This is a genomic window from Streptomyces sp. NPDC007929, assembly GCF_042959065.1.
Classification (GTDB): domain Bacteria; phylum Actinomycetota; class Actinomycetes; order Streptomycetales; family Streptomycetaceae; genus Streptomyces.
In genome coordinates, this window is record NZ_JBIBKD010000021.1 from 1 (window position 1) to 16,425 (window position 16,425).

Annotated in this window: 13 protein-coding genes; 9 read left to right on the forward strand and 4 right to left on the reverse strand. The window is 70.5% G+C overall.

The features are described 5' to 3' along the window. The 9 genes from ACFZDE_RS38150 to ACFZDE_RS38190 all read left to right on the forward strand — a co-directional run. A partial coding sequence (locus ACFZDE_RS38150) for an ABC transporter permease subunit (RefSeq protein ID WP_391213976.1) occupies positions 1-758 on the forward strand: 758 nt, incomplete at its 5' end. Beyond that, complete coding sequence (locus ACFZDE_RS38155) at positions 755-2,137, forward strand: aminotransferase class III-fold pyridoxal phosphate-dependent enzyme (protein WP_391213987.1); 1,383 nt, start codon at positions 755-757, stop codon at positions 2,135-2,137. The genes ACFZDE_RS38150 and ACFZDE_RS38155, both read left to right, overlap by 4 nt. Positions 2,138-2,160: 23 nt before the next feature. Further along, positions 2,161-3,114, forward strand: a complete 954-nt coding sequence (locus ACFZDE_RS38160; protein WP_391213996.1) for a succinylglutamate desuccinylase/aspartoacylase family protein — start codon at positions 2,161-2,163, stop codon at positions 3,112-3,114. Beyond that, the gene (locus tag ACFZDE_RS38165) at positions 3,111-4,586 is read left to right on the forward strand and encodes an aldehyde dehydrogenase family protein (protein WP_391214003.1); all 1,476 of its coding nucleotides are present in this window, start codon (positions 3,111-3,113) and stop codon (positions 4,584-4,586) included. The genes ACFZDE_RS38160 and ACFZDE_RS38165 overlap by 4 nt, the downstream gene beginning before the upstream one ends. Beyond that, positions 4,583-5,521 carry an aldo/keto reductase gene (locus ACFZDE_RS38170; RefSeq protein ID WP_391214010.1) on the forward strand — a complete coding sequence of 313 codons (939 nt, stop codon included), beginning with the start codon at positions 4,583-4,585 and terminating at the stop codon, positions 5,519-5,521. The genes ACFZDE_RS38165 and ACFZDE_RS38170 overlap by 4 nt, the downstream gene beginning before the upstream one ends. Positions 5,522-5,565: 44 nt before the next feature. Beyond that, positions 5,566-6,231: an HAD-IA family hydrolase gene (locus ACFZDE_RS38175; RefSeq protein ID WP_390999646.1), complete on the forward strand. Its 666-nt coding sequence runs from the start codon at positions 5,566-5,568 to the stop codon at positions 6,229-6,231. Positions 6,232-6,279: 48 nt separating this feature from the next. Next, positions 6,280-7,563: an FAD-dependent oxidoreductase gene (locus ACFZDE_RS38180; protein WP_390999644.1), complete on the forward strand. Its 1,284-nt coding sequence runs from the start codon at positions 6,280-6,282 to the stop codon at positions 7,561-7,563. 91 nt (positions 7,564-7,654) lie between these two features. Beyond that, a complete protein-coding gene (aspA, locus tag ACFZDE_RS38185; RefSeq protein WP_391214021.1) occupies positions 7,655-9,064 on the forward strand; it encodes an aspartate ammonia-lyase in 1,410 nt (469 codons plus the stop codon). A gap of 11 nt (positions 9,065-9,075) precedes the next feature. Next, positions 9,076-9,810 (forward strand): SDR family oxidoreductase, encoded by a 735-nt coding sequence (locus tag ACFZDE_RS38190; RefSeq protein WP_391214028.1) that lies wholly within the window; start codon positions 9,076-9,078, stop codon positions 9,808-9,810. A gap of 51 nt (positions 9,811-9,861) precedes the next feature. On the opposite strand, the gene ACFZDE_RS38195 is transcribed toward ACFZDE_RS38190, so the two are convergent. The 4 genes from ACFZDE_RS38195 to ACFZDE_RS38210 form a co-directional block, all read right to left on the reverse strand. After that, entirely contained in the window at positions 9,862-12,558 is a 2,697-nt protein-coding gene (locus ACFZDE_RS38195) for a SpoIIE family protein phosphatase (protein WP_391214038.1), read from the reverse strand. A gap of 220 nt (positions 12,559-12,778) precedes the next feature. After that, a complete protein-coding gene (locus ACFZDE_RS38200) occupies positions 12,779-13,876 on the reverse strand; it encodes an extracellular solute-binding protein (RefSeq protein WP_391214048.1) in 1,098 nt (365 codons plus the stop codon). A gap of 232 nt (positions 13,877-14,108) precedes the next feature. Next, positions 14,109-14,792, reverse strand: a complete 684-nt coding sequence (locus ACFZDE_RS38205; protein WP_391214056.1) for a haloacid dehalogenase type II — start codon at positions 14,790-14,792, stop codon at positions 14,109-14,111. Between the two features lie 279 nt (positions 14,793-15,071). Next, entirely contained in the window at positions 15,072-16,289 is a 1,218-nt protein-coding gene (locus ACFZDE_RS38210) for a helix-turn-helix domain-containing protein (protein ID WP_391214063.1), read from the reverse strand. Between the last annotated feature and the right edge of the window lie 136 nt (positions 16,290-16,425).

Genomic DNA, 16,425 nt, shown 5'->3' on the forward strand with positions numbered 1-16,425 from the left:
TCAGCAACAACGCCTTCGCCTCGTTTCCTCCCGAGGCATGGACGCTGAACTGGTACAAGGCCCTGTTCGCCGACGGCAGCAAATGGCCCGCCGCATTGTCCCTGTCCGCTCTGGTCGCGGCCCTGAGCACCGTGTTCTCCCTGATCATCGGAGTCACCGCGGCCACCGCCCTGGTCCGCAGCGAACTCCCCCTGCGCTCAGCGGTGTTCGCCCTGGTCCTCGGACCGCTGGTGATTCCGCAGATCGTCACCGCGCTCGGGCTGTTCCTGCTGTTCGAGCCGGCCGCGATGCTGGGCAGCCCGATCGCGATCGCGCTGGGTCACACGGTGCTCGCCGCGCCGATCGCGGTGCTGATCCTGATCGCGACCCTGCGCGGCATCGACGAACGCCTGGAGGACGCCGCCGCCAGCATGGGCGCGGGGCGCCTGACGATCGCCCGGAAGATCACTTTCCCGCTCGCGGCGCCGGGCATGATCGCGGCGGCGATCTTCTCCTTCATCACCAGTTTCGACGAGTTCTACATCTCCCAGTTCCTGTCCTCCGTCGACACCGTCACCCTGCCCGTGCAGGTCTACAACTCGCTGACCTTCGAGATCGATCCCAGCGTGACCGCGGTCAGCGCGATCCTCATCGCCTTCGCCATCCTCGCCCTGGGTCTGGTGGCCCTGGTGCGCTGGCTCGGCTCCGGACGGCAGGACTCCCTGCTCTCGGTCGAGAACACCGTCGGCGTCGCCAACCCCGGAGGCGAGGCCGTATGACCACCGTCGCCGCTCAGCTGACCGCGGCCACCGCGCAGCGGCACCTGCTGCTGCACATGACCGCCAACGGATCGCTCGGCGACGAAGGCGAGGACCTCCTCGTCGTCCAGCGAGGGGAGGGCCCGTACGTCGACGACGCGGACGGCAGGCGTTATATCGACGGCCTGTCGGGGCTCTACTGCTGCCAGCTCGGTTACTCCTACGGCCCCGAGTTCGCCGAGGCCGCCGGACGGCAACTGCGCGAGCTGTGCTACAGCCCGCTGTGGACCGGATCCGCGCACCCCTCGGCCATCGAACTCGCCGAGCGGCTGTCCAGGATCGCCCCCGTCGACATCGAGCACACCTTTTTCTCGAGCGGCGGCGCCGAAGCCGTCGAGACCGCCTGGAAGATAGCCCGCCGCTACCACGCCCTGCGCGGCGAGCCCGGCCGCACCAAGGCGATCGCCCGGCGCGGCGCCTACCACGGGCTGACCCTCGGCGCGCTCTCGCTCACCGACGACCCCGGTCTGACGGAGCCGTACGGTCCGCCGGCGATCGACACCCGGTTCGTGTCGAACACCAACCGCTTCGGTCTCGCACCGGAGTTCGCGGACGACGAGGTGTACACGGCCTGGCTGCTCGCGGAGTTGGAGGCCGCGATCCTGACCGAGGGGCCCGAGACCGTCGCGATGCTCATCGCCGAGCCGGTGCAGAACCGGGGCGGCTGCATCACCCCGCCCCGGGGTTACTGGCAGGGGTTGCGGGCGCTGGCCGACCGGTACGGCTTCCTGCTCGTCGCCGACGAGGTCATCACGGCCTTCGGCCGGGTGGGGGAGTGGTTCGGCGGCGACCTCTACGGGGCCCGCCCGGACATGGTCACCGTCGCCAAGGGCATCACCGCCGGGTACGCCCCCCTGGGCGCGACCCTGGTCGGCACCAGGATCACCGAGGTCATCAACCGGCCCGGCACGGTCCTCAACCACGGGTACACCTTCGCCGGACACCCGCTGAGCACGGCCATCGCCCTGCGCAACCTGGAGATCATGGAGCGGGACCGCGTCCTGGACAACGTCCGCGGTCTCCAGGGCGACCTGGCCAGGCGGATGACGGCCCTCAAGGACCTGCCCCTCGTCGGCGACGTCCGTGGCACCGGGTACTTCTACTCCTGCGAACTCGTCGGCGACCTCGACGACGGCGCTTTCAGCGCCAAGGCCCGCGCCGAGCTGATCGTCGACCTGATCCCGCGCCGACTGCGCGAGGCCGGACTGCTGGCCCGCGTCTACAACCGCTCCGCGCCACTGGTCCAGATCGCGCCCCCGCTGATCAGCGACCGCGCCGTCCTCGACCGTATCGCCGCGATCATCGCGGGCGTCCTCGCCGAGGCCTCGTCCCGCATCTGATCCACGTATTGGGAAGGAACCACATGTACTCCATCGGTCCGCTGACCGTCGCTCCGGGTGAGCGTGCCCACGGCCTCATCCCCGTCGGCACCAGCAGCTACGGCGTGGAGCTCGGCATTCCGCTGATCGTCGTCAACGGCGTCCAGGACGGCCCCGTCCTGTGCGTGGACGCGGGCGTGCACGGCGACGAGTACGACGGCCAGGAGGCCATCCGCCGTGTGCTCGCCGAGCTCGACCCGGCCACGCTGCGCGGTACCGTCGTCGGCATCCCCTGCCTGAACACCCCGGCGTTCGAGGCGGCCGCCCGCGCCAGCGGCATCGACCACCTCAACCTCAACCGGATCTTCCCGGGTGACGCGGAGGGCTCGTACTCGCAGCGGCTGGCCGCCACCTTCGTCGAGCAGGTCGTGCCGGCCGTCGACGCCGTGGTCGACCTGCACACCGGCGGCGCCTACGGCGAGATCGCCCCGCTGGTCATCCTCCAGGGCGGCTACGAGGAGCTGGCGACGGACCTGGCGCTCGCCGCCGGACACGAGCTGGTCTGGAAGGGCGGCAAGTGGGGCGGTACGGTCCGCCACCCCGTCCTGGAGGCCGGCAAGCCCGCCATCACCATCGAGTGCGGCGGCGCCACCTACCGCGAGACCAACGTCGAGCACCACATGAACTCGATCCGCAACATCCTGCGCAGCCTCGGCCTGATCGACGGCGCGGCCCAGCTGCGGGACACCTACACCACGGTCTCCGGCACCTTCGCCCGGTCCGCCTCCGGCGGCTTCTTCGTCGCCCGCGCCGAGCCGGGGGAGACCTGCAAGGAAGGCGACCTGATCGCCACCATCACCGACCACTACGGCACCACGCTGGAAGAGGTCACCGCGCCGCAGGACGGCATCGTGCTCTGGGTCCGCCGGATCCGCACGGTCCGCCCGGGCGACGAGGTCGTCATCTTCGGCGAGGTGCTCGGGGAGATCCAGCCATGAGCGGCGCACCGCAACCGACCGAGCTGCAACTGACCGAGCTGCTGATCGACGGCAAGCACGTCCCCGCCGCCGACGGACGCACCTTCACCGTCCTCGACCCGTCGAACGACACGGCCATCGCCCAGGTGGCGCTGGCCGGCAAGGCGGACGTGGACCAGGCGGTGGCCGCCGCCCGCGCGGCCTTCACCGCTCCCGACTGGGCCCGGATGCGGGCCGCCGACCGGGGCAGGATCCTGTTCCGCATCGCGGAGGCCATCCGCTACCAGGGCGAACGGCTCGCCCGCATCGAGAGCCAGGACGTCGGCAAGCCGCTGCGCCAGGCCAAGAACGACGTCGAAGCGGCCGCCCGCTACTTCGAGTTCTACGCGGGCGTCGCCGACAAGCTCGGCGGCTCGACGATCCCGCTCGGCCCCGGCCTGATCGACTACACCGTCCGTGAGCCGATCGGCGTCTCCGGCCACATCATCCCGTTCAACTACCCACTCCAGAACACCGCGCGGGGCTCCGCCCCGGCGCTCGCCGCAGGCTGCACGGTCGTCCTCAAGCCGTCCCCCGAGGCGCCGCTCACCCCGCTGGAGATCGGCAGGATCGCCCTGGAATGCGGTCTTCCGCCGGGCGTGCTGAACGTCGTCCCCGGTGACGGCGAGACCGGCGCGGCCCTCGCCGGCCACCCGGACATCGACCAGGTCACCTTCACCGGCTCGGTACCGACCGGCATCAAGGTCGCCCAGGCCGCCGCCGCCAACGTGGTGCCCTCCGTCACCGAACTGGGCGGCAAGTCCCCGGTCGTCGTCTTCGCCGACGCCGACTTCGACCTGGCGCTCGGCGCGGTCGCCGCCTCCGCGTTCGGCAACGCCGGGCAGACCTGCTCGGCCGGCACCCGGCTGCTCCTCCAGCGCGGCGCCGAGGAGTTCCTGGACAAGCTCGTCGCGCACGCCGCCTCCCTCAGCATCGGCCCCGGTCTCAGTGACCCGGACGTCGGCCCTCTCGTCGCCGCACGGCAGCGGGACCGGGTCCTCGACTACCTGGAGCTGGCCCGCGAGGAAGGCGCCGTGGCACGGGCCGGCGGTGGCGCCCCCGCCGACCCCGAACTGGCCGACGGCTACTTCGTCCAGCCGACGGTCCTCACCGGCCTCGACAACCAGGCCCGGTGCGCCCGCGAGGAGATCTTCGGCCCCGTCGTCACCGTCATCGAGTTCGACGACCCGGCCGAGGCCCTGGAGATCGCCAACGACAGCCCGTACGGCCTGGCCTCGTACGTGTGGACGCGTGACATCGACAAGGCGATGCGGATGGCCGAGGGCATCCGGGCCGGCCAGGTCTATGTCAACGCCACCGGCGTCGGCACCGGCGTCGAACTGCCCTTCGGCGGCTACAAGCACAGCGGCTGGGGCCGGGAGAAGGGTCTCGAAGGACTGGCCAGCTACCTGCAGACCAAGAACGTCTGCATCGGGTTCGGGAACCGGTCATGAGATACCGGCGGCTCGGCGAGCGCGGCCCGACCGTCTCCGCGGTCGGCGTCGGCGGCAACAACTTCGGCGCCCGCCTCGACGAGGAGGGCACCAAGGCCGTCGTCCACGCCGCGCTCGACGCGGGGATCACCCTGTTCGACACCGCCGACATGTACGGCGGGGCCGGCGAACGGGGCGGCTCCCGCGGCGACGGCGAACGGCTCCTCGGCGCCGCGCTCAAGGGCAGCCGTGACCACGTGGTGCTGGCCACCAAGTTCGGCATGGAGATGAGCCGGGACGCCGACCTGTACGGCCCGCGCGGATCCCGCGCCTACCTGCGGTACGCGGTGGAGGCGTCCCTGCGCCGGCTCGGCACCGACCGCATCGACCTGTACCAGTACCACGAGCCGGACGGCGTCACGCCGCTGGAGGAGACGCTCGCCGCGCTCCAGGAGCTGGTCCACGAGGGCAAGATCCGGTACATCGGCTGCTCCAACCTCCCCGCCGAGCACATCACGGACGCCTTCGTGTCCACCCAGAACCGCTACCACCTGCTCGACCGAGGCGTGGAGCAGGACCTGATCCCCGCCTGCCTGCGCCACGGCGTAGGTCTGCTGCCGTACTACCCGCTGGCCAACGGCCTGCTCAGCGGCAAGTACCGGCGCGGCGAGCAGCCCCCGCCCGGCAGCCGGCTGTCCTGGCGGCAGGGCTGGCTCACCGATGCGGCCCTCGACACGGTCGAGGCGCTCACCGAGTACGGCGCCGAACGCGGCCTGACCCTCCTCCAGGTCGCGGTCGGCGCACTGGCGGCCCTCCCCGCCGTCGGCTCCGTCATCTGCGGAGCCATGACCCCCGAACAGGTCGCCGCCAACGCGGCGGCGGCCGACTGGACACCGAGCCCGGCCGACCTGGCCGCACTGGACGCGATCGTCGCCCCCGGCGAACGCGTCGTCTGAAGCCCCCACCCCGCACACACCGCTAGAGACCAAGGCTGGACACCATGCGAGAGATCGTCACCTTCGACGCCTATGCGACCCTGATCAACTTCGAGCTCGGCCCCACGACCCTGAAGGTCCTCGAGGACCGGCTCGATCTGGACAACCTGGACGTCGACGAGTTCCTCGACGACTTCCGCGTCATGCGCTTCCAGGCCGTCCTGGAGGCCTACCGCCCCTACCACGAGATCCTGCCCTCCAGCCTGCGCAACGCCATGCGCCTGCACGGCCTGGAGTACCGCGACTCCGACGGCGATGCCCTCGTGGACGCCGTCCCCACCTTCGGGCCCTTCCCCGAAGTCCCCGACGCCCTGCGGAAGCTGAAGACCAAGTACGAGATCGCCATCATCTCCAACACCGACGACAACCTGATCGCGCGGAACGTCGAGAACATCGGCGTCGATTTCGACTACGTCATCACCGCCCAGCAGGCCGGCGCCTACAAGCCCGACCGCCAGACCTTCAAGCACGCCTACCGGACCATGGGTGTCGAGCCCTCGCAGGTCATCCACGTCGCCCAGGGCTGGGAGTACGACCACATCCCGACCCGCGACCTGGGCCTGAAGCGCCGGGTGTGGATCAACCGCTACGGACGCAAGGGCAGCGCCGACTACCAGCCCTACGACGAGCTGCCCGACCTGTCGGGCCTGCCGAAGCTGCTCGGCTGCTGACCGACGGCGCACCGGCGAAACAGACCGAGAACACAGAGGACGCACGCCATGAAGCAGATCCCCTACTGGATGGACACAGCCCCCGCCCTGCCCGACCGTTCCGGGAAGGACCTGCCCGACGAGGCGGATGTGGTGGTGATCGGCGGCGGCCTCACCGGCCTGTCCACCGCCTACCACGCCGCCCGTAAGGGTGCCCGGGTCGTCCTGGTCGAGAAGGACCAGGTCGGTTCGGGCGCCTCCGGGCGCAACGGCAGCCACTGCAACCCCGGCATCACCATCAGCCCGGCCCAGGCCCGCCAGCGCTACGGGCAGGAGCGCGCCCGCGAGCTCTATGACGCGTTCCGCGTCGCTGTGGACCTCGTCGAGGAGATCGCGGTCAAGGAGAAGATCGACTGCGACTTCCATCGTGCCGGCCGCCTCGGCTTGGTCTGCAAGCCCAAGCACCTTGAGGGCATGCACGCCAAGCAGCGCGACCTGGCCGAGAACTTCGGCCACGAGACGGTCGTCCTGAGCAAGAGCGAGCTGCGCGCCGAGCTGGGCTCGGACTACTACCACGGCGCCCTGCTCGACCCGCTCGGCGCAGCCCTGCACGTGGGCAAGTTCGTCGTCGGCCTGGCGGACGCCGCCGAGCGTGCCGGTGCCGAGATCCACGAGCGCAACGCCGCCACCGGCCTCACGCGCCTGCCTGGCGGCGGCTTCGTGGTGGAGACCATGCGCGGCACCATTCGTGCCAAGCAGGTCATGGCGGCGACGGACGCCTACACCGACCAGTCGATGCCGTGGTTCCGCAAGCGGCTGATCAACGTCGGCAGCTTCGTCATCGTCACCGAGCCGCTGGGGGAGGCGCGCGCCAAGGAGCTCATCCCCAACGGCCGCCTGCTGGTCGCCCACAAGAACGTCGGCAACTACATCCGTCTCACCCCCGACAACCGCCTCGCCTTCGGCGGCCGGGCCCGGTTCGCCCCGTCCAACCCGGCGTCCGACGTCAAGAGCGGGGACATCCTCAAGCGGGAGATGACGGAGATCTTCCCGCAGCTGGCGGGGGTGCGCATCGACTACGTGTGGGGCGGCATGGTCGGCTTCTCCTGGGACCGCATTCCGCACGCGGGCGAGGTGAACGGCCTGTACTACTCCATGGGTTACTGCGGTCACGGCGTGCAGATGGCCACGTACATGGGCCGCGCGGTCGCCGAGATGATGGACGGCAACCCCGAGGCGAACCCGATGCGCGGCTTCGGCTTCCCGAAGGTGCCCGTCCCCCTCTACAACGGCACTCCCTGGTTCCTGCCGTTCGGCGGCGCCTACTACAAGGCGAAGGACCGTCTGCTCTGAGCAGGTACCGACACCGGTGACACCACGGGGGCCTTGCGCGCGGTGACGCGGAAGGCCCCCACCCCCCTCCCGAGACAAGGTCTCCAGCCTCATGAACAGCGTGACCCGCATCGAGCACGATCTGCTCGGTGACCGGGACGTTCCCGGCGACGCGTACTGGGGTGTCCACACCCTGCGCGCGACGGAGAACTTCCCCATCACCGGTACGCCCATCTCCGCCCACCCGCACCTGATCGACGCCCTCGCGGCCGTGAAGGAGGCCGCCGCTCTCGCGAACGAGGAGCTCGGGCTGCTGGAGCCGGCGAAGGCGGCGGCGATCGTCGGCGCGTGCCGGGAGATCCGCTCCGGCAAGCTGCACGACCAGTTCGTCGTGGATGTCATCCAGGGCGGTGCCGGTACGTCGACCAACATGAACGCCAACGAGGTCATCGCGAACCGGGCGCTGGAGCTGCTGGGCCGTGCCAAGGGCGAGTACCGGTACCTGCACCCCAACGAGGACGTCAACCTCGGCCAGTCGACGAACGACGTCTACCCGACCGCGGTGAAGATCGCCACGGTGTTCGCGGTGCACGGCCTGCTCAAGGCGATGACGGTGCTCCAGAACGCGTTCGCCCGCAAGGCGGTCGAGTTCCGCGGCGTGCTCAAGATGGGCCGTACGCAGTTGCAGGACGCGGTGCCCATGACCCTCGGCCAGGAGTTCTCCGCGTACGCCGTCATGATCGACGAGGACCGGTCCCGGCTTGCCGAGGCGGTGGAGTTGATCCATGAGATCAACCTGGGTGCCACGGCGATCGGCACGGGTCTGAACGCCCCCGCAGGGTATGCCGAATCGGCCCGCCGTCACCTGTCCGGCATCACCGGTCTGCCGTTGGTCACCGCGGCGAACCTGGTGGAGGCGACCCAGGACTGCGGCGCGTTCGTGCAGATGTCGGGTGTGCTGAAGCGGATCGCGGTGAAGCTGTCCAAGAGCTGCAACGACCTGCGGCTGCTGTCGTCGGGGCCGCGGGCGGGGCTGGGAGAGATCAATCTGCCGCCGGTGCAGGCCGGTTCGTCGATCATGCCGGGCAAGGTGAACCCGGTGATTCCCGAGGTCGTCAACCAGGTCGCCTTCGAGGTGATCGGCAACGACGTCGCCATCACCATGGCCGCCGAGGCCGGGCAACTCCAGCTCAACGCCTTCGAGCCGGTCATCCTGCACAGTCTGTCGGAGTCCATCACGCACCTGCGGGCCGCGTGCCTGACGCTCGCCGAACGCTGCGTGGACGGCATCACCGCCAACACCGAGGCACTGCGCCGCAGCGTGGAGAACTCCATCGGGCTGGTCACCGCCCTGAACCCGCACATCGGGTACACGGCGGCCACCGATATTGCCAAGGAAGCCCTGGCCACCGGCCGGGGTGTGGCCGAACTCGTACTGGAGAAGGGCCTGTTGCCCGCCGAGCGACTCGCCGGCCTCCTGCGCCCGGAGGCCGTCGCGGGCAGCGGCCAGGTAGTGGTCTGACGGGAATGAACATGAGACTCGAGAACGTCAATGCCGTCATCACCGGAGCGTCGAGCGGGATCGGCCAGGCGGTCGCGTCCCACTTCCGTCGCGAGGGTGCCAACCTCCTGCTGACCGGGCGGCGGTCCGAGCCGCCCGAAGAGCATCCGGACGACCTCTACCTCGCGGGAGACCTGAACGACGAGGACTTCGTCGCCCGGCTCGCCACCCGAGCGGCGGACCACCTCGGGGACGTCGCAGTGGTCGTCCTGTGCCATGGGCTCCAGGCGTCCGGCCCGCTCACGGACATGACCTACGACGCCGCACGCGACGTGCTCCACAGCAACCTGCTGAGTTCGTTCCTGGTCATGAAGCACCTGATGCCACTGGCTCCCGAGCGGGGAGCGTCGATGGTGTGCGTCAGCTCGCGACTCGGCATGGTCGGCATGCCGGACCAGACCCTGTACTCCGCCGCCAAGGGCGGCCTCATCGCACTCGCCCGCGGCGCCGCCATCGAATGGGCGCCCCGCAACATCCGCGTCAACGTGGTCGCGCCGGGTCTGACGATGACACCGCTCATCGAGGCCGCGTTCCAGCGCCGGCCCGACCCCGCCGCCTACCAGCGCCTCAGGGAGGACTCCATCCCGCTGCGCAGACTCGCCACGCCCGACGAGGTCGCCGACGCGGTTCTCTTCCTCGCCTGTCCGGAGTCGTCGTACGTCACCGGTGCCGTACTGCCCGTGGACGGCGGTTACACGGCGTTCTGAGCCCCGGCCCGGCACGGGCGCGACCGAAGGGAACCCACCCGTGGACGACGCTCACCAGTCCGCGTCGCTCCACTGCTCCAGCAGTGCTTCGGTCATGTCCGCGCCGGGCTCGGCGGACGTGCCGAGAAGTGACTGCTCGGTCCAGATCACCTTGCCGCGGGCCAGGTAGCGGGTGCCCCAGCGCTGGGTGAACTGGGCTACGAGGAACAGGCCCCGCCCACCCTCATCGGTGTCGGCTGCCCGGCGCAGGTGCGGAGAGGTGCTGCTGCCGTCGGCGACCTCACAGATCAGGCTGCTGCCGTCCCGGAGCACCCGCAGCCGTCTCGGCTCGGTGCCGTAGCGGATCGAATTGGTGACCAGCTCGCTGATCACGAGTTCGGTCGAGAAGGAGAGGTCCTCCAGGCCCCACTCCGTCAGGCGGCGGGCGACACCGGAGCGGATCCCGGCGACGGCCGCGGGATCCTCGGGCACCTCCCACTCGGCGACCAGGGAGGGGTCCAGCAGACGAGTCCGGGCGACGACCAGGGCGATGTCGTCGCTGGGGCGGGCCGGCAACAGGGCGTCGAGGATCGCCTGGCATGTTTCGTCCGGGGTCCGGCCGGGGCCTGCCAGGGCGTCACGCAGCTTGTCGATACCGGCGTCGAAGTCCCGGTTGCGGTCCTCGACGAGACCGTCGGTGTACAGAACCAGCTGGGAGCCCTCGGGCAGGGTGAACTCGGCGCTCTCGAAGGGCATGCCGCCGCCCAGCCCCAGTGGTGGGGAGACCGGCACCGGCATGTGCTCGACCGTGCCGTCCGGACGCACCAGGGCCGGTTCCGGGTGCCCGGACCTGGCGAGCGAGCACACACCGGCCACCGGGTCGTAGACGGCGTACAGGCAGGTCGCTCCCGTGATTCCTTCGCTGTCGTCGCCCTCACCGCCGTCACCCTCGCCGTCGACCCGGGTGACCAGCTCGTCCAGATGCCTGATCAATTCGTCCGGCGACAGATCGAGGGAGGAGAAGGTGCGCACCGCCGTGCGGAGCCGGCCCATGGTGGCGGCGGCGTGCAGGCCGTGTCCGACGACGTCACCCACCACCAGCGCGACCCTGGCCCCGGGCAGCGGAATGACGTCGAACCAGTCCCCGCCCACCCCGGCCCGGGCGGGCAGATAGCGGTGGGCGACCTCGACGGCGGACTGGTCGGGCACGGAGCGCGGCAGCAGGCTGCGCTGCAGGGTCACGGCGAGGGCGTGCTCGCGCGTGTAGCGGCGGGCGTTGTCGATCGCCACCGCGGCACGGGCGACCAGCTCCTCGGCGAACGCCAGGTCCTCCTCGCCGTAGGCCTCCTGCTCCACGCGCCAGAAGTTGACCATCCCCAGCAGCACGCCGCGGGCCTGGAGCGGCACGGCGATCAGGGAATGCAGACCGGAGTCCAGGATGCGCCGCGCGCGCTCGGGTGCCTTCGCCCCCCAGCCCTGCGAGGCGGTCAGGTCGGCGACCAGGACGGGCCGGCCGTCCTGGACGCTGACGGCCACGGGATTACCGGGCAGGAAGCGGATGAGCTCGCCCACCGGGGAGAGCGGCCAGGGCCCCTTGACACCGTGTACCGCAGTGCGGCGCATCTCGGGGCTCGGCCCGACCGGCTCGTCACCCTCCAGGACCGGATCCCGCAGGTCCACCGTGACGACCTCGGCGAACCGGGGGACCGCCACCGCGGCCAGTTCCTCGGCGGTACGCGTCACGTCCAGGGTGGTGCCGATGCGCACCCCGGCTTCGTAGAGCAGGCGGAGCCGTTCTCCGGTCACGGCCGCCCGGCCCGCCAGTGCCTGCAACTCCGTGGTGTCGCGCAACGTGGCCACACTGCCGCGTCCGCCGCCGTGCCCGTCGACGGGCCGGACATTGAGCGCGAGCAGCCGGTCACCGGCCAGATGGACCTCGTCGGTGACGGTCCGGCCCGAGCGGAGCAGGTCCGCGATCCCCGCCTCCAGGCCCAGGTCCGTGACCGGGCGCCGATCGGCGTCCGCGGGCAGCGCCAGCAGCCGCCGCGCCTCGTCGTTGGCCAGCAGCAGGCGTCCGTCGCCGCCGATGATCAGGACCCCTTCCCGCACCGAGTGCAGCACCGCGTCGTGGTGTTCGTACATCCGGGTCATCTCGGCAGGGTCCAGACCGTGGGTCTGGCGGCGCAGCCGCCGCGACACCAGGGCGGTACCGCCCATGACCAGCGCCAGTGCGCCGCCGACGGAACCGAGCAGGATCGGCATCTGGTGCCGCACGACGGCGTTCACGCTCTTGACGGTGACCCCGACCGACACAAAGCCGATGATCTTCTCCCCGTCGGTGTCGAAGACCGGCACCACGGATTCCACAGCCAGGCCGAGGCTCCCCTCGAAGTCCTGGGTGATGGGCCGCCCGGCAGCCGCCCCCTCGCGAAGGCCGAAGACATGCTCCCCGATCCGTTCCGGGTCCGGGTGGGTCCAGCGATATCCCCGCGGATCGATCGTGACGACGAAGTCGACGCCCGTCAGGGTGCGCGTCTCCTCCGCCCGGGGCTGGAGTACGGCGGTCGGGTCGGCCGACTTCATCGCCTCGACCGTCCCGGGGGCACGCGCGAAGGTCTGGGCGACCCCCAGCGAGAGCTGGCGGGCCTCCTGGGTGCCCGAGTACCGGGCCTGCAGGACGAGCGCCACGCCCGCCGCGGCGGCGAACAGGACGACCAGCGCCAACTGCCACAGGAACACCTGCCCCGCCACGCTGCGCGGACTCAGCATGGAACGCACCGGAGGTCTGGGCGGCGCGGCGGGTTCTCGACGATGATCCCCGCGCTCGCGCCCCGCGGAGGGGAATGCCGGCCGCCGGCTCCGGCGGCCGAAGAGACCGGACACCCGATCAGTGATGCTTTTCCTCTTCACGGGGCGTACCTCCCGGCACGGCACACAGGGGCGGCATCGGGAGGGCGAGGCCACCCGGACCAGGCCCTCTCCTGCCGTGTCAGGACCGCGCCCATTCCTGCCAGCGCTCGGTCACAGCTTCCTTGTTCTTCAGCCACCAGTCGACGTCGAGGTCGAAACCGGTGTAGAGGTGCTCCGGGGAGCTGGCCAGGTCCGCGGCCTCTCTGGGCAGGTTCTTGTAGGCGGCGGGCACGACCGGACCCATGGGGTAGATCTCAGCGAAGCCGGACTGTACCTCGGGCCGCAGGGCGAAGTCGATGAGCCGGTAGGCGGCGTCGACGTTCCGTGCGCCGTCGGGGATGCCGAAGCCGCTGCTCTGGCGGCGGGCGCCGTTCCACTGGTACGCGAGCGGTACGCCCCGCTCGATGAGCGCGCTCGGGCGGCCGTGCCAGACGCTGGAGAGGACGACCTCGCCGCGTTCCAGCAGGCGTCCCGGCGTGGCACCGTCGGCCCAGAATTCCCGTACGTCGTCCTTGAGGGCGTCGAGGACCCGGAAGGCCCGGTCGACGTCGAGGGGGTAGAGCCGGTCGAGCGGGACGCCGTCGGCGAGGAGGGCGAACTCCAGCTCCGGAGGGCCCGTGTCCGGGCTCTGCAGGGCACGGCCGCCCGGGAAGGCGCCCGTGTCCCAGAAGTCGGCCCATGACCGGGGCGCTCTCCCGCCGAACCGGTCGGTGCGGTAGGCCATGAGGCTGGCCCAGTAGTTCTTGCCGACGCCGTGCGAGGCGAGCAGGGAGTCGGCGATGCCCGCGTTCCTCGCGTTCTCCAGCCGGTCGTAGTCGATCTCCTGCGTGGCGCCGGCCTCCTTGAAACGAGCCAGCGCGATCATGTCGATGTCGATGAGGTCGAACTGCGGACGGCCTTCCTCGATCTGCGCGAGCATCTGCGCGTAACGCGGGATGTTGACCACATCGACCTGGATACCGGTCTCCTTGCCGAACGGCTCGTAGACCGCCTTGCGGTTCGCCTCGCCGTAGGCACCGCCGATGTCACGGACGACGAGGGTCTTGCTGCTCTCGGGTGCGTTCCCCTTCGGCTGGGCGCGGTCGCCGCATGCGGCGACGGAGGTTGCGGCGGCGCCCGCCGCGACTCCGCCGACCGCGCGTAGGAACGTCCTGCGGCCGATTCTGGCGTCCGTCACCGTGTGCCTCCCGCGAAGCCGGGGTTGCGGTGCCCACCGACGGGGCTGTTCACGGGGCGCCGCCCACGCTCGCCGGAGTGGACGGAAGCCGGTCATGGGCCAGCCGGGGCGAGGGTGAGCCCGGTCCCGCCATGGTAAGGCGATTCGATCGCGCAAGGCGTGGATCTCTCGCAGCGAACCGCGATCTCGGCAGGTGAGAGTCCACCCGCTTGCGCGCCGGATCTCCCCGGCTTCAGCAGCCGAGCAGGGCCGGCAGGCCGGACAGGTCGGGCAGCTCGTCGAAGGGCTGGTAGTCGGCGCTGCCGCGGGCGCCCATGGAGCCGTTGTGGCCGTAGCGGTTGATCCACACGCGGCGGGCGAGGCCGAGGTCGCGGGTGGGGATGAGGTCGTACTCCCAGCCCTGGGCGACGTGGATGACCTGGGCGGGGTCGATGTCCATGGCCTGGAAAGCGTACTCGAAGGCCTGCCGGGACGGCTTGTACGCCTTGGCCTGCTGGGCGGTGATGACATGGTCGAACTCGACGCCCATGTTGGCCAGGTTCTGGGCGATGAGGTCGTCGTCGGTGTTGGAGATGATGGCGATCTCGTACCGGGACTTCAGCGCCTCCAGGGCGGCCGGGACCTCGGGGTGGGGGCCGAAGGTGGGCACGGCCGCGACCAGGGCCTCGCCGTCGGACTGCCGGTAGTCCAGGCCGTGCAGACGCATCGCTGTTTCCAGGCTGACGGGCAGCAGCTCGCGGAAGGGGCGGTAGGCCTCCAGGACGGCGTGGAACCGCATGATGCGGAAGTCGTCGAGGAACTCGTCGACATTCAGACGGTCCAGGTCCAGCCGGTCGGCCAGCACCTTCAGGGTGGTGGGGCCGAGCTGGAAGTCGACCAGGGTGCCGTAGGCATCGAAGGTGACGATCTGGCGCATGATGTTCAACTTCTTTCCAGGCGTAAGGGGCATGTCGCGTGGGGGTGTGAGGGCCGGGGACGGCGAACACTGATCAGGTGGTCGGCGGCAGGATGACCACTGCTCCGATGCGATGAGCCTCGCTCCGGCTCCAGGTGTTGCGTCAGTGAAGCACCGTGGAGAATCCGGCAACAAGGGACGCGAGGCCGCGAGATCGACCGCCCATTTTGTGCCTGTGCACAATTTCCTGCTCGGTCACGGCCCTGGTCGGCTGCCTCGACCAGCCCAGCGAGCGGTGGATCAGGTCATCGTCGCCCGGAAGCGGGCGCCCGCGTCCGTCTCCAGCCAGGCCAGGGCGAGGACCAGCCGGGCGGCCTCGTTCGGTCGGGACAGCTTCAGCCCGGTCGCCTCTTCCGCGGCCTGCAGGCGATTGCCCACCGTGTTCCGGTGACGGTAGGTGCGTGCCGCCACCTCGGCGACGGAGCCCAGGTCGAGGTACCAGCGCAGGGTCTCGACGATGCTGTCGCTGTCGCGCAGCTGGAGCAGTGGGCGCAGCACACCGGTGGCCATCGCACCGGTGAGCTCCTCCTGCGCCGACATGATCGCCCCGACCCAGTGGCCCTCCACGTGCCGCACTCCGGGCTGTGCGGAGCTGCGGATCGCGGCACGTGCGAACCGGATGCCCCGCGCCGTCAGCGCGAGGCCGGGGACTTCCGCGACGCCGCAGCGCCACGGGGCGAAGGGCCGGAGCATGGCGAGCATGGCCTCCTCATCGCGCCGTCCGTGACCGATGATGCCGAGGAGTTCATCACCCATCCATCCGAAGTGACGTACCAGGCCGCCCCGTCGCAGCGCATCGTCGACCTGGGACACGGCAGGGTCACCGGTAGGAACGGATTCGACCACGACCACGGTCAGGGCGACGTTCTCGGAGAAGCCCAGCAACGTCGAGGCCTCGGCCACGGTGGCGGGGTCCTGCTCCCCTTCCAGGACCAGGCGGCTGAAGGCGCGGTTGCGCACCTCCGTACGCCGGCTCGCCAGATCGCGCTCGGTGCGGCGGTAGGCGTCGACGACCTCGACGCTGTTGGCGTCCGTCGCCTCCCAGACGCGGATCAGCCCGTCGAGGAAGTCGGGATCGGCGCTGATGCCGCGTACTCGCCCCTCCGCGAGCACGGCCTCCCACAGGGTCCTGAGGTCCAGCTGGAAGGAGTGCATCAGAGCGGTCAGGGGGAACGCCCGCTCCGCTCGCTCGCGTCCCACGTCCTCGGTGGCGCGCGAGACCGCCGGGGGCACGGGACCGCCGGCCAGCCGGGTCAGGGCGAGTTCGAGGGTTCGTCGCATCCCCTCCCGTTTCTGGACGGGGTCCCAGTCCGCCGACGCGTAGGCGGGCTCCTCGGCTTCCAGTTGCTGGAGAGCACGAGAGGTCAGTTCGTCGAGCCGTTCTTCGAGGAGCCGGCGCGCGATGGCCTGCACGGCGTCGTGACGGGCCTCGCCCTGACGGCGTCCCGGGCCGTTCATGAGGACCGCCTCTCCCGAGCGCAGCCGTCACCGGACGGGTCCGGGACCGACAGCGGGGCCGTCTCAGGCGCCGTCTCCGGGTGATGCCGCTGATATGCCGCTGGGGCTCTCTGGCAGAGATTGTGCACAGGCACAA

What these genes read in the sequence shown, in the direction of transcription:
- ACFZDE_RS38160 (WP_391213996.1), top strand. Translation starts at nt 2,161, where the DNA reads ATGTACTCCATCGGTCCGCTGACCGTCGCTCCGGGTGAGCGTGCCCAC.
- ACFZDE_RS38180 (WP_390999644.1), top strand. Translation starts at nt 6,280, where the DNA reads ATGAAGCAGATCCCCTACTGGATGGACACAGCCCCCGCCCTGCCCGAC.
- ACFZDE_RS38190 (WP_391214028.1), top strand. Translation starts at nt 9,076, where the DNA reads ATGAGACTCGAGAACGTCAATGCCGTCATCACCGGAGCGTCGAGCGGG.
- ACFZDE_RS38165 (WP_391214003.1), top strand. Translation starts at nt 3,111, where the DNA reads ATGAGCGGCGCACCGCAACCGACCGAGCTGCAACTGACCGAGCTGCTG.
- ACFZDE_RS38155 (WP_391213987.1), top strand. Translation starts at nt 755, where the DNA reads ATGACCACCGTCGCCGCTCAGCTGACCGCGGCCACCGCGCAGCGGCAC.
- ACFZDE_RS38205 (WP_391214056.1), bottom strand. Translation starts at nt 14,792, where the DNA reads ATGCGCCAGATCGTCACCTTCGATGCCTACGGCACCCTGGTCGACTTC.
- ACFZDE_RS38170 (WP_391214010.1), top strand. Translation starts at nt 4,583, where the DNA reads ATGAGATACCGGCGGCTCGGCGAGCGCGGCCCGACCGTCTCCGCGGTC.
- aspA (WP_391214021.1), top strand. Translation starts at nt 7,655, where the DNA reads ATGAACAGCGTGACCCGCATCGAGCACGATCTGCTCGGTGACCGGGAC.
- ACFZDE_RS38210 (WP_391214063.1), bottom strand. Translation starts at nt 16,289, where the DNA reads ATGAACGGCCCGGGACGCCGTCAGGGCGAGGCCCGTCACGACGCCGTG.
- ACFZDE_RS38195 (WP_391214038.1), bottom strand. Translation starts at nt 12,558, where the DNA reads ATGCTGAGTCCGCGCAGCGTGGCGGGGCAGGTGTTCCTGTGGCAGTTG.
- ACFZDE_RS38175 (WP_390999646.1), top strand. Translation starts at nt 5,566, where the DNA reads ATGCGAGAGATCGTCACCTTCGACGCCTATGCGACCCTGATCAACTTC.